The organism is Citrobacter sp. Cf088 (genome assembly GCF_030334295.1).
GTDB lineage: Bacteria > Pseudomonadota > Gammaproteobacteria > Enterobacterales > Enterobacteriaceae > Citrobacter > Citrobacter freundii.
In genome coordinates, this window is record NZ_JAOWEE010000045.1 from 1 (window position 1) to 12,600 (window position 12,600).

13 protein-coding genes and 1 pseudogene are annotated in these 12,600 nt (G+C 50.5%); 8 read left to right on the forward strand and 6 right to left on the reverse strand.

What is annotated here, in order from left to right; all coding sequences use genetic code 11:
* Positions 1–100: 100 nt before the first annotated feature.
* Both mobB and mobA read right to left on the reverse strand, forming a co-directional pair.
* Entirely contained in the window at positions 101–604 is a 504-nt protein-coding gene (mobB, locus tag OGV71_RS09205) for a molybdopterin-guanine dinucleotide biosynthesis protein MobB (RefSeq protein WP_049003372.1), read from the reverse strand.
* Positions 601–1,185 (reverse strand): molybdenum cofactor guanylyltransferase MobA, encoded by a 585-nt coding sequence (gene mobA / locus OGV71_RS09210; protein ID WP_048234242.1) that lies wholly within the window; start codon positions 1,183–1,185, stop codon positions 601–603. The genes mobB and mobA overlap by 4 nt, the downstream gene beginning before the upstream one ends.
* Positions 1,186–1,254: 69 nt before the next feature.
* Here mobA and OGV71_RS09215 point away from each other — a divergent pair, with 69 nt between their 5' ends.
* The 3 genes from OGV71_RS09215 (at position 1,255) to dsbA (ending at position 3,227) form a co-directional block, all read left to right on the forward strand.
* Positions 1,255–1,524 (forward strand): YihD family protein, encoded by a 270-nt coding sequence (locus OGV71_RS09215; protein ID WP_003028616.1) that lies wholly within the window; start codon positions 1,255–1,257, stop codon positions 1,522–1,524.
* Between the two features lie 76 nt (positions 1,525–1,600).
* Complete coding sequence (locus OGV71_RS09220) at positions 1,601–2,587, forward strand: serine/threonine protein kinase (protein WP_003028618.1); 987 nt, start codon at positions 1,601–1,603, stop codon at positions 2,585–2,587.
* 16 nt (positions 2,588–2,603) lie between these two features.
* On the forward strand, positions 2,604–3,227 hold the full coding sequence (gene dsbA, locus OGV71_RS09225; RefSeq protein ID WP_003028621.1) for a thiol:disulfide interchange protein DsbA: 624 nt from the start codon (positions 2,604–2,606) through the stop codon (positions 3,225–3,227).
* Between the two features lie 13 nt (positions 3,228–3,240).
* Here the strand turns inward: dsbA and yihG are convergent, their stop codons facing one another.
* Positions 3,241–4,176, reverse strand: coding sequence for a 1-acylglycerol-3-phosphate O-acyltransferase, YihG family (gene yihG / locus OGV71_RS09230; RefSeq protein WP_003028622.1), 936 nt, complete (start codon positions 4,174–4,176; stop codon positions 3,241–3,243).
* Between the two features lie 363 nt (positions 4,177–4,539).
* On the opposite strand from yihG, the gene polA reads away from it, so the two are divergent.
* Positions 4,540–7,326 carry a DNA polymerase I gene (gene polA, locus OGV71_RS09235; protein WP_003028623.1) on the forward strand — a complete coding sequence of 929 codons (2,787 nt, stop codon included), beginning with the start codon at positions 4,540–4,542 and terminating at the stop codon, positions 7,324–7,326.
* Between the two features lie 166 nt (positions 7,327–7,492).
* Positions 7,493–7,540, forward strand: coding sequence for a small protein SpfP (spfP, locus tag OGV71_RS25560; RefSeq protein WP_071892919.1), 48 nt, complete (start codon positions 7,493–7,495; stop codon positions 7,538–7,540).
* Between the two features lie 119 nt (positions 7,541–7,659).
* On the opposite strand, the gene yihA is transcribed toward spfP, so the two are convergent.
* Positions 7,660–8,292 (reverse strand): ribosome biogenesis GTP-binding protein YihA/YsxC, encoded by a 633-nt coding sequence (gene yihA, locus OGV71_RS09240; protein ID WP_003847926.1) that lies wholly within the window; start codon positions 8,290–8,292, stop codon positions 7,660–7,662.
* Positions 8,293–8,501: 209 nt separating this feature from the next.
* Here yihA and OGV71_RS09245 point away from each other — a divergent pair.
* From OGV71_RS09245 to hemN, 3 genes and pseudogenes are all read left to right on the forward strand, one after another.
* Positions 8,502–8,687 (forward strand): annotated as a pseudogene (locus OGV71_RS09245) (hypothetical protein).
* 168 nt (positions 8,688–8,855) lie between these two features.
* Positions 8,856–9,365: a Der GTPase-activating protein YihI gene (gene yihI, locus OGV71_RS09250; RefSeq protein ID WP_241007174.1), complete on the forward strand. Its 510-nt coding sequence runs from the start codon at positions 8,856–8,858 to the stop codon at positions 9,363–9,365.
* A 188-nt stretch (positions 9,366–9,553) separates the two neighbouring features.
* Positions 9,554–10,927, forward strand: coding sequence for an oxygen-independent coproporphyrinogen III oxidase (gene hemN / locus OGV71_RS09255; protein ID WP_071667077.1), 1,374 nt, complete (start codon positions 9,554–9,556; stop codon positions 10,925–10,927).
* A gap of 39 nt (positions 10,928–10,966) precedes the next feature.
* Here the strand turns inward: hemN and OGV71_RS09260 are convergent, their stop codons facing one another.
* Both OGV71_RS09260 and glnG read right to left on the reverse strand, forming a co-directional pair.
* A complete protein-coding gene (locus tag OGV71_RS09260; protein WP_003028631.1) occupies positions 10,967–11,077 on the reverse strand; it encodes a YshB family small membrane protein in 111 nt (36 codons plus the stop codon).
* 111 nt (positions 11,078–11,188) lie between these two features.
* The gene (gene glnG, locus OGV71_RS09265) at positions 11,189–12,598 is read right to left on the reverse strand and encodes a nitrogen regulation protein NR(I) (protein ID WP_003028633.1); all 1,410 of its coding nucleotides are present in this window, start codon (positions 12,596–12,598) and stop codon (positions 11,189–11,191) included.
* Positions 12,599–12,600: the final 2 nt, after the last annotated feature.

A 12,600-nucleotide genomic window follows, 5' to 3' on the forward strand; every position in this document is an offset into this window, starting at 1 on the left:
GGATGGGCTTTTTTGCGTGTGTGCGGGGTAAAACCGCCGGGCTGAACGTATTGTGCAGGCCTGATAAGCGCAGCGCATCAGGCACATCACGACACCGCAGTTATCTTCTGGCCCATTGCGTAACAAAATCAGCTACTTGCTGTATGTTGTTGATATCTAACAATGGAACATCCGCCGCCAGCGGAACGTCACTGGCAACCGCTATAACATAGTCATCCATCACCAATTCCTCAGGACTATGCCCGCAGCCTTCGCGGAAAAGTAGGATCTTAGCGACAGGTTCATGCTTAAATCCCTCAACCAACACCATATCCAACGTTGAAGCGTCCATCCGGCTTACCAGATACGCTAAATCCAGTTCGGGCTCTTCCGGTGTTTCTACCATTAATGCCCAACGTTGCTGGCTGGCGACCAGAGTTTGTGCTGCACCAGCTTTGCGTAACTCATAGCTATCTTTACCGGGCTTGTCGACATCCATCTTGTGATGAGTATGCTTAATCAATCCGGGACGTATACCTCTGGCACGTAGTTCCGGGATCAACTTTTTGAGCAGCGTGGTTTTTCCCGTGCCGCTCCATGCCGCAATGGCGAGTAATGGGATCATGATTTTTCCTGCCATTTTGCGAGCTCTTCGGGGGTGTTCACGTTTACGAACGCATCTTTATGATCGCTGAAATCGACAGCATGACCGCCTGCCAAACGCATAAAGACCATAACGCGTCGTTCACCGGACTGAAGATAATCCTGCAGTAAAGGCTGCATAGAGCGGTGCATCAGCGCAATGGTTGGGTGATCTCTTTCGCCATCATGCACCCAGACAACCGGTGCTGCTTTGCGCTGCTCTTTTAAACGAGCGACCAGATCGTGAGGAATATAGGGCATATCGCACGGGCAGAACAAAAACCATTCTCCCGTTTGCTGCAGGAATACCGATAGCATCCCGGCCAGTGGGCCAGGGAAATCGGCCAATGAATCGGGAATAACTTTCAGGCCGCTTTGCTGGTATATATCCCTATGGCGATTGGCATTAACCACCACGGTTTCGACCTGCAAAGCGAGAATGTCGGCCACATGTCGCCAAAGAGGTTTACCGCCCAGCTCAAGCAGACCTTTATCGGTTCCGCCCATCCGTCTGGCCTTACCGCCAGCCAGCACAACCCCTGTTATTGCACTATCCAGAATCACTGATATCGCCTCTTTTAATGTGGGATTGACCCTGCTAACGTATCTGTATTGAGCCTAAGGAGCACAACCATGAAATGTAAACGTCTGAATGAAGTTATTGAACTCCTCCAGCCTGCCTGGCAGAAGGAACCCGATCTTAACCTGATGCAATTTTTACAGAAACTGGCGCAAGAGTCAGGTTTTGACGGCGAATTGGCGGATTTAACTGATGACATTCTGATCTATCACCTGAAAATGCGTGACTCGGCGAAAGATGCGGTCATTCCAGGTATTCAGAAAGATTATGAAGAAGATTTTAAAACTGCACTACTCCGCGCACGTGGCGTAATTAAAGAGTAAAAGCTTGTAATCGCCGCCACCGAAAGCGCTGCGAAATGATATCCTGAATCATTCGTAGTATTTTCCGGATGATGGGATGAACGACAACGCTTTTAATTTCCAGACGCTACACCCGGATACCATCATGGATGCACTGTTTGAGCAGGGGATCCGGGTGGACTCCGGGCTTACCCCGCTTAACAGCTATGAAAACCGTGTCTATCAATTTCAGGACGAAGACCGTCGACGCTTTGTCGTTAAGTTTTATCGCCCTGAACGTTGGTCTGTCGATCAGATCCAGGAAGAGCACCAGTTTGCTCTGGAACTGGTAAGCGATGAAGTCCCGGTAGCTGCTCCGCTGGTATTCAGCGGCCAAACGCTATTAAGCCATCAGGGTTTCCATTATGCGATCTTCCCCAGCGTCGGTGGACGCCAGTTTGAAGCCGACAACATCGATCAGATGGAGGCGGTGGGGCGCTATCTCGGGCGTATGCACCAGACCGGATGCAAGCGTACTTTTGCCTTCCGCCCAACGATCGGCCTTGAAGAATACCTGACTGAGCCACGTAAAGTTTTTGAACACGCACAGCTAATCCCATCAGGGCAAAAAGCGGCCTTCCTGAAAGCAACGGATGCGCTTATCGCGATCGTTACCGAACGCTGGCATACGCGTTTTACCACGTTACGCCTGCACGGTGATTGTCATGCCGGTAATATTCTGTGGCGCGATGGCCCGATGTTTGTCGATTTAGATGATGCCCGCAACGGTCCGGCTATTCAGGATTTATGGATGCTCCTCAATGGCGATAAAGCTGAACAACGTATGCAGCTTGAAACCATTATCGAGGCTTATGAAGAGTTTAGTGAGTTCGACATCTCTGAAATCGGACTGATAGAACCTTTACGCGCTATGCGTTTAGTTTATTATCTTGCCTGGCTAATTCGACGTTGGGCTGACCCTGCATTTCCAAAAAACTTCCCGTGGTTAACCGGGGAAGATTACTGGCATCGTCAGACCGCGACCTTTATTGAGCAGGCAAAAATTCTGCAAGAGCCCCCCTTACAATTAACGCCAATGTATTAACCGGAGAAACTTGAACATGAAAAAAATATGGCTGGCGCTGGCTGGTATGGTCTTAGCTTTTAGCGCATCTGCAGCGCAGTTCCAGGATGGCAAACAATACATCACTCTGGAAAAGCCAGTTGCGGGTGAACCGCAAGTGTTGGAGTTCTTCTCCTTCTACTGCCCGCACTGCTACCAGTTTGAAGAAGTGCTTCACGTATCTGATAATGTGAAGAAAAAGCTGCCGGAAGGCACCAAGATGACCAAATACCACGTCGAGTTTCTCGGGCCTTTGGGTAAAGATCTGACGCAGGCATGGGCGGTTGCAATGGCGCTGGGCGTTGAAGATCAGGTCACCGTTCCGCTGTTTGAAGGCGTTCAGAAAACCCAGACCGTTCAGTCTGTTGCTGATATCCGTAAAGTGTTTGTCGACGCAGGTATTAAAGGTGAAGACTATGATGCGGCATGGAACAGCTTCGTGGTGAAATCACTCGTGGCACAGCAGGAAAAAGCGGCGGCTGATTTACAGCTGCAGGGCGTTCCGGCGATGTTCGTGAATGGCAAATATCAGGTCAACCCGCAGGGCATGGATACCAGCAGCATGGATATTTTCGTACAACAGTATGCGGATACCGTGAAGTACCTGGTTGGTCAGAAATAAAAGCAAAAGCCGGTCACTGACCGGCTTTTTTATTTGAGGCTTTAATCGCGTCGAGCTGCGCGTCTTTCTCACTCCATAGCGTATTTAGCCAGAGCTGAAACCGACGCTTGAATCCCTTATCGTTCACGTAATCACCGTGCAACTCTTCATGAATTGGCTCCAGATTCACCCGCACGACAATCCGCGTTAACTTACCGCTCAGCATGTCGTAGAACGGTCGACTGCTGTTTTCCGGATAGCACAACGTGACGTTCAACATTTTATCGAACTGTGAACCCAGTACATTCAATGCCATTGCAATACCGGCCGCCTTAGGAGGGAGCAGGTTTTGATAGGGCGAGCGGGTTTGCTCACGTTTATCTTTGGTAAAGCGCGAACCTTCGACAAAATTCACAATGGTTGTCGGGTGTACGCGAAATTTCTCGCAGGAACGACGCGTTGTTTCGACATCTTTACCACGGCGTTCCGGATGGCGAAGCAGATAGCCACGTGAATAGCGTTTCATAAACGGCATATCCAGCGCCCAGCAGGCCAGGCCAATAAAGGGTACCCAGGCCAACTGCTGCTTGAGAAAATATTTATTCATCGGGATGTGCTTACGGAACAGAACGCAAAGCACAACGATATCGGCCCAGCTGTAATGATTACAAATGAGCAGATACCAGTTTTTCTTGCTAAGACCTTCCAGTCCTTCAACATCCCACTTTAGCCGTGGATTAAGGTGCAGCAGTAGCGCCAGACCTTCACACCAGCAGTACATCATGAAATTACAGAAGACAGAAACCTTGCGCCAGACGACAGGAATAGGCAAAAGGAGTTTCACAACCCCGGCAAGGATGATCGGCACAGAACAAAAAATCGTGACCAATATGGTCAATACGATACTCAGCAACAGCGTTATCGCAGCGAGTATTCTCGTCATAATTAAATTATTCAAAAGGTTAGCCATAGACAGTGCGCGAAAGAGGCGCAAGGGGCTGATTTTATCAGAAAACGAACCAAATGATGGATCTTCCCTCAATAGAAAAAAGAGGAATATCTATCCACATCAGGATATAAGCTGTAAAAATGGAATAAAATGCTGTGTATTTATTTAATTTATTGAAATACATATAAAAATATTATGAGGCAGTAATTGCCTTGTTATATTTAAAGAGCTGTAAATTATTTATTCACAAAGTTATCCACAGCTGTCTTTGCGAGCAAAGCAGAAGATCTACAAAAGTTTTTCGACAAATGCGGCGAAAAACTCATGTTTTCATCCTGTCTGTGGCATCCTTTACCCATAATCTGATAAACAGGCACGGACATTATGGTTCAGATCCCAGAAAACCCACTTATCCTTGTAGATGGCTCATCTTACCTGTATCGCGCATACCACGCGTTCCCACCGCTGACTAACAGCGCAGGAGAACCTACGGGCGCGATGTACGGTGTCCTCAACATGCTGCGTAGCTTGATTTTGCAATATCAGCCGACCCACGCGGCGGTGGTATTCGACGCCAAGGGTAAAACCTTCCGTGATGAGTTATTCGAACACTATAAGTCGCACCGCCCACCCATGCCGGACGATCTGCGTGCGCAGATTGAACCTCTGCATGCGATGGTAAAAGCGATGGGGCTGCCATTGCTGGCGGTTTCTGGCGTGGAGGCGGATGATGTCATCGGTACGCTGGCGCGGGAAGCGGAGAAGGTGGGTCGTCCGGTGCTGATTAGCACTGGTGATAAAGATATGGCTCAGTTGGTGACGCCGAATATCACTCTTATCAACACCATGACCAATACGATCCTCGGCCCGGATGAAGTGGTGAATAAATACGGTGTCCCGCCGGAACTGATCATCGATTTCCTGGCGCTGATGGGGGATTCCTCAGATAACATTCCTGGCGTTCCAGGCGTAGGTGAAAAAACTGCGCAGGCTCTGCTGCAGGGGCTGGGTGGGCTGGATACTCTCTATGCTGAATCAGACAAAATTGCAGGGCTGACATTCCGTGGTGCGAAAACCATGGCGGGCAAACTTGAGCAGAATAAAGAGGTGGCGTACCTCTCTTATCAATTGGCTACTATCAAAACGGATGTTGAGCTGGAGTTGACCTGCGAGCAGCTGGAAGTCCGTCAACCGGCAGCAGAAGAACTGCTTGGCCTGTTTAAACAGTATGAATTCAAACGTTGGGTTACTGACGTTGAAGCGGGTAAATGGCTACAGGCGAAAGGGACGAAGCCGGCGGCAAAACCGCAAGAAACTATTGTCGTCGATGAAACGCCTGAGGAGCCGGCTACGGTTCTTTCGTATGATAACTATGTGACGATTCTGGACGAAGCGACGCTGGAAGAGTGGATCGCGAAGCTGAAAAAAGCACCTGTCTTTGCCTTCGATACGGAAACTGACAGCCTGGACAATATTTCCGCGAATCTGGTTGGCCTGTCTTTTGCCATTGAACCGGGTGTGGCGGCATATGTTCCTGTTGCCCACGATTACCTGGATGCCCCCGATCAAATAGCTCGCGATCGCGCGCTGGAGCTGCTGAAGCCGCTGCTTGAAGATGAGAATGCGCATAAAGTCGGGCAGAACCTGAAGTACGATCGCGGTATCCTGGCGAACTATGGCATCGAGCTGCGCGGCATCACCTTTGACACCATGCTTGAATCCTACATTCTTAACAGTGTCGCTGGCCGACACGATATGGACAGCCTGTCGGACCGCTGGCTTAAACATAAAACCATCACCTTTGAAGAGATCGCTGGAAAAGGCAAAAACCAGCTGACCTTTAACCAGATAGCATTGGAAGAAGCCGGGCGTTACGCTGCGGAAGACGCCGACGTTACGCTACAGCTGCATCTGAAAATGTGGCCAGAATTACAGCAGCATAAAGGGCCACTGAACGTCTTTGAAAATATCGATATGCCGCTGGTGCCAGTTTTGTCTCGTGTTGAGCGCAACGGTGTGAAAATCGATCCGGCTGTTCTGCACAAGCATTCAGAAGAACTGACGCTGCGTTTGAACGAGCTGGAGCAAAAAGCGCACGAGATCGCCGGAGAAGCGTTTAACCTGTCTTCCACCAAGCAACTGCAAACCATCCTGTTTGAAAAGCAGGGTATTAAGCCGCTGAAGAAAACGCCGGGCGGCGCACCATCAACGTCGGAAGAGGTGCTGGAAGAGTTAGCGCTGGATTATCCGTTGCCGAAAGTTATCCTGGAATATCGTGGTTTAGCAAAACTGAAGTCGACCTATACGGATAAGCTTCCGTTGATGATTAACAAGAAGACCGGGCGCGTGCACACTTCCTATCATCAGGCAGTTACCGCAACGGGTCGCTTGTCTTCAACGGATCCGAACCTGCAAAACATCCCGGTACGTAATGACGAAGGTCGTCGTATTCGTCAGGCGTTCATTGCGCCAGAAGACTACGTGATTGTCTCTGCGGACTACTCACAGATTGAACTGCGTATCATGGCGCACCTTTCACGTGATAAAGGTCTGCTTACCGCGTTTGCCGAAGGGAAAGATATTCACCGCGCAACGGCGGCAGAAGTCTTTGGTTTACCGCTTGATTCTGTGACCAGCGAGCAACGCCGCAGCGCGAAAGCCATTAACTTCGGTTTGATCTACGGGATGAGCGCCTTTGGTCTGGCGCGCCAGTTGAATATTCCGCGTAAAGAAGCGCAGAAGTACATGGATCTCTACTTCGAACGCTACCCAGGCGTGTTGGAATATATGGAACGAACCCGCGCGCAGGCGAAAGAGCAGGGTTATGTAGAAACGCTGGAAGGTCGCCGTCTCTATTTACCGGATATTAAATCCAGTAATGGTGCTCGTCGTGCAGGTGCAGAACGCGCGGCAATTAACGCCCCGATGCAGGGTACTGCCGCAGACATTATCAAACGAGCGATGATTGCGGTGGACAGATGGCTGCAAACCGAGCAACCGCGTGTGCGTATGATCATGCAGGTACACGATGAACTGGTGTTTGAAGTGCATAAAGATGACCTCGAAAGCGTCTCTAAAAAGATCCACCAACTGATGGAAAACGAGACCCAGATTGACGTGCCGTTGCTGGTGGAAGTCGGTAGTGGCGAAAACTGGGATCAGGCGCACTAAGGGTTTACTGAATAACGGCTATTTTTCGTAACTAAGCAACATAAGAGAGAGCTTTTTGTGATGTCCATTAGAATTCCCTATGTAAGGAATGAAAAAAAATTACAAAAAGTGCTTTCTGAGCTGCTCAAAAAAGAGTAAAGTTATTCTCGTAGGGTACAGAGGTAAGATGTTCTATCTTTCAGACCTTTTACTTCACGTAATCGGATTTGGCTGAATATTTTAGCCGCCCCAGTCAGTAATGACTGGGGCGTTTTTTATTGTGCGAAAGAAAAGTTTTGTACATGCTGTAGGCCGGATAAGACGCGCAGCGGCGCCATCCGGCAATACGGTGGGTTATTCCCCGTCCTGCATCTCTTCAACCGGTGCCAGTTCACTAAACCAGCTATCCAGTTTTTGCCGCAGTTTGTCCACACCCAGCTTTTTCAGCGATGAAAATGCTTCTACCTGCACATCACCGTTAAATGCCAGTACGGCTTCGCGTACCATATTCAGTTGCGCTTTGCGTGCACCGCTGGCCAGCTTATCTGCTTTAGTCAGCAGTACCAGAACCTGAACGTTGCTCTCAACCGCCCACAGGATCATCTGTTGATCGAGATCTTTTAACGGGTGACGAATATCCATCAGTACCACCAGACCTTGCAGGCTCTGACGTTTTTCCAGATATTCAGCCAGCGCGCGCTGCCATTTACGCTTCATCTCTTCTGGAACTTCGGCATAACCGTATCCAGGCAAATCGACCAGGCGTTTGCCGTCAACGACTTCAAACAGGTTGATGAGCTGAGTACGACCTGGCGTTTTAGATGTACGTGCCAGACCCTTTTGATTCGTCAGGGTATTTAGCGCACTGGATTTGCCTGCGTTGGAACGGCCAGCAAAAGCCACTTCTATACCGGTGTCGGAAGGTAAGTGGCGAATATCAGGCGCACTCATCACAAAGTGCGTCTGTTGATAATTCAAGTTAGTCAAAGCAGTCCTCTCCATCAATCAGGGCTTTGCAGCGATTATACCTGAACCCCAGCAAAAGGCTGGTTTTTCGACGAGTGGGCTGTGTGAGTAAAAACCACGCGCTTTGTGAGACATTGCCGACAGTTTCTATACGAGATGACAGAGTAAAAAATGACAGAACTAAAATAAATCATAGAGTTACATTTGGGCGCTATTCTTAAAATCAGAAATTGTTACCCAGGTTACTTGTACGTTTAAACCAAAACGGTAAAGTAGCGTCCATAGCGAGGAAGCTGACAGGATAGACAACTCAGGATGAGGGTCAGGAGCGCCAGGAGGCGAAGACACAGGATTGTCAGGAAGACAAACGTCCGGAGACGTTAGTAAAAGGAAATGGAAACAACACGGAATGTTAGAGGCTAAGGGAAAAACAGGGTGTGTTGATAGCCAACAGGGATTGTAAAGCCCGTAAGGGTTGAGAGTCAGGAAAAAAGGCGACAGATTACTCTGTCGCCTTTTTTCTTTATTTCTGCTAGATTCCGGCGCAATTATATACTGAATAAAACAGCCAAAGACGAATCATGATGAAACCAACTTCTACACCACGCGGTAAAGGTCCTGCAAAAGCGCGTCGTAAAACACGCGAAGAAATTAACCAGGAAGCTCGCGACCGTAAGCGCCAGAAAAAACACCGTGGTCATGCAGCAGGTAGCCGTGCGTCCGGTAGCGAAGGCGCATCTGGTGGCGGAAACCAAAATAAGCAAAAAGATCCTCGTATTGGCAGCAAAACCCCCATTCCATTGGGCGTGACCGAAAAAGTCACCAAACAGCACAAACCGAAGAGTGAGAAACCTATGCTTTCACCACAGGCTGAGTTGGATTTACTGGAAACGGATGAGCGCCTGGATGCGCTGCTGGAGCGTCTTGAAGCAGGAGAGATCCTGAGCGCGGAAGATCAGTCCTGGGTTGATGCCAAGCTGGACCGCATTGATGAGCTGATGCAAAAGCTGGGTCTTTCTTACGATGACGAGGAAGAAGAGGAAGAAGAAGAAAAGCAGGAAGACATGATGCGCCTGCTGAAAGGCGGCAACTAACGGTTTTACACCGTGGGTCTTCCCGTCCTGCTTATAACCCTTCCGGTTATATGTTATCTGGTGTGGTTATTCGTTAAACTACAGCGGTTGTCGCGGCGACAGAAGTGGCTGCGCAACCGACTTATCACCCGTACTGGGGCTAAGTCGGTACGCCGTACCCGCCAGAGACGCCATCGGAAGGAGTGAGCATGTCAGAGCAGTTAATAGACTGGGACCTGGCCCTGATCCAGAAATATAACTATTCCGGGCCACGATATACCTCGTACCCGACCGCGCTGGAGTTTTCTGAAGACTACGGCACTGAAGCATTTCTAAAGGCCGTGGCGCGTTATCCTGAGCGTCCTCTCTCGCTGTACGTTCACATCCCGTTCTGCCACAAGCTGTGTTATTTCTGCGGCTGTAACAAGGTCGTGACTCGCCAGCAGCATAAAGCCGATCAATACCTCGATGTCTTAGAACAAGAAATTATTCATCGCGCACCGCTGTTTGCCGGACGTCATGTCAGTCAACTGCACTGGGGCGGCGGCACGCCAACGTATCTGAATAAAGCGCAAATCAGCCGTTTGATGTCGCTGCTGCGTGGCAACTTTAACTTTAACGACGACGCCGAAATCTCGATCGAAGTGGATCCGCGTGAAATTGAGCTGGATGTGCTCGATCATTTACGCGCTGAAGGTTTTAACCGCCTGAGCATGGGGGTGCAGGACTTCAATAAAGAAGTTCAGCGCCTGGTGAACCGTGAGCAGGATGAGGAGTTTATCTTTGCGCTGCTGAATCATGCGCGTGAGATTGGCTTTACCTCAACGAATATCGATCTGATTTATGGTTTGCCAAAACAGACGCCGGAAAGTTTCGCCTTTACCCTGAAACGCGTTGCTGAGCTGAATCCAGACCGACTGAGCGTCTTCAACTACGCGCACCTGCCGACGCTATTTGCCGCTCAGCGCAAGATTAAAGACGCCGACCTGCCCAGCGCGCAGCAGAAGCTGGATATCCTGCAGGAAACCATTTCTTCACTGACCGAAACCGGTTATCAGTTCATTGGTATGGATCACTTTGCTCGGCCGGATGATGAGCTGGCGATTGCTCAACGCAAGGGTGTGCTGCATCGTAATTTCCAGGGTTATACCACCCAGGGTGATACCGATCTGCTGGGAATGGGCGTGTCAGCCATTAGTATGATTGGTGACAACTACGCGCAGAACCAGAAAGAACTGAAACGCTATTATCAGCAGGTAGACGAGCAGGGGAATGCACTGTGGCGCGGAATTGCCCTGACCCGCGATGACTGCATTCGTCGTGATGTTATTAAGCTCCTGATCTGTAACTTCCGCCTCGACTATGCCGCCGTGGAACAGCAATGGGATCTGAACTTCGCTGACTATTTTGCCGAAGACCTGAAACTGCTGGCACCACTGGCGAAAGATGGGCTGGTGGATGTGGATGAGAAGGGGATTCAGGTTACGCCGAAGGGACGCCTGCTGATCCGTAATATTTGTATGTGCTTTGATGCCTATCTGCGGCAGAAAGCACGCATGCAGCAGTTCTCACGGGTGATTTAACGTTTTGCCCGGTAGCGTCAGCGCCACCGGGCAAACTGCTTAGCTGAACAGCCCAACCAGCGCTGCACACAGCACTGCGGCAACCGCAGTTTGTGGCGTATGGCTTTCGACCGCACCGCTCGACAGCAGATTAATCATTGATTCCAGCATGATGACTTCCCCCGTTTGCCGGGCACGATCATACTTAACTCATCGGAACAGTAAAGCGCAAAATAGCAGCAATTTGCGCTCAATTATCAATCTTTACACAGTGACGAATCGTCACTCCATTCCGAGTTCTTTTAACTTACGCGTCAAGGTATTACGGCCCCAGCCAAGCAGGCGTGCGGCTTCCTGTTTGTGCCCCTGGGTATGACGTAGCGCGGTGGTCAACAGCGTGCGCTCCATTTCAGGTTGAGCCTCAGAAAGCAGGTTTTGATGACCGGAACGCAAGGCCCGGTCTGCCCACTGTGCCAACAGGGTTGCCCAGCTGTCTGGCTGCATATGGGACGGTGCGTCAGGCACGGTGGTTTCAAACAGCTCGGCTGGTAAGTCCTGAATCAGTACTTCCTGGCCGGCGGCCATGACGGTTAACCAGCGGCAGGTGTTCTCAAGCTGACGCACGTTACCCGGCCAGGCCAGACGGGTCAGCGCTGCCTCGGTCTCCGGGTGTAATTGTTTGGCTTCAACCCCCAGTTCGTGCGCGGCCTCCTGCAGGAAATGGCGCGCCAGACGTGGGATATCTTCCCGACGTTCACGCAGCGGCGGCAAATGCACGCGGATGACGTTTAGACGATGGAATAAGTCTTCGCGGAATTTGCCTTCCTGTACGCGTAGTTCCAGATTCTGGTGCGTGGCGGCGATAATACGTACGTCCACCTTCACGGGCGCATAGCCGCCAACGCGGTAAAACTGTCCATCGGCTAATACGCGCAATAAACGCGTTTGTACGTCCAGCGGCATATCGCCAATTTCATCGAGGAACAGCGTACCGCCGTCAGCCTGTTCAAAGCGCCCCTGACGAATGGTATTCGCCCCGGTAAACGCGCCTTTCTCATGACCAAACAGCTCAGATTCGATCAAATCTTTTGGGATTGCCGCCATGTTCAGGGCGATAAACGGCGCTTTGACGCGCGGGCTATGACGGTGCAGCGCATGGGCGACCAGCTCTTTACCGGTCCCGGACTCCCCGTTAATCAATACGCTGATTGACGATCGGGACAGGCGGCCAATAATGCGAAAGACGTCCTGCATTGCCGGCGCTTCGCCGATGATGTCAGTTGTTGGGCCGTTGATCTGAACATTGCGCGGCTGCTGCTGTTCCTGATAATGGCTGATGGCACGTTCGACCAGCGCCACGGCTTCATCAATATCAAAAGGTTTGGGCAGATAATCAAACGCCCCTTGCTGATAGGCGCTGACGGCAGCATCCAGATCGGAGTGCGCGGTCATTATGATGACCGGAAGCATCGGATGCCGCTGTTTAATCTGTTTTAACAGCGTTAGACCGTCCATGCCCGGCATGCGAATATCCGACAACAGTACGTCAGGCGTTTTGCTGGCCAGCGCGTCCAGCACCTCTTTACCACTTTCAAATGTGGTACAGCTTAGCCCTGCCCCTGCGAGCGCACGTTCAAGCACCCAACGGATGGAACTATCGTCATCAACGACCCAGACTATTCCTCGTTGCATAA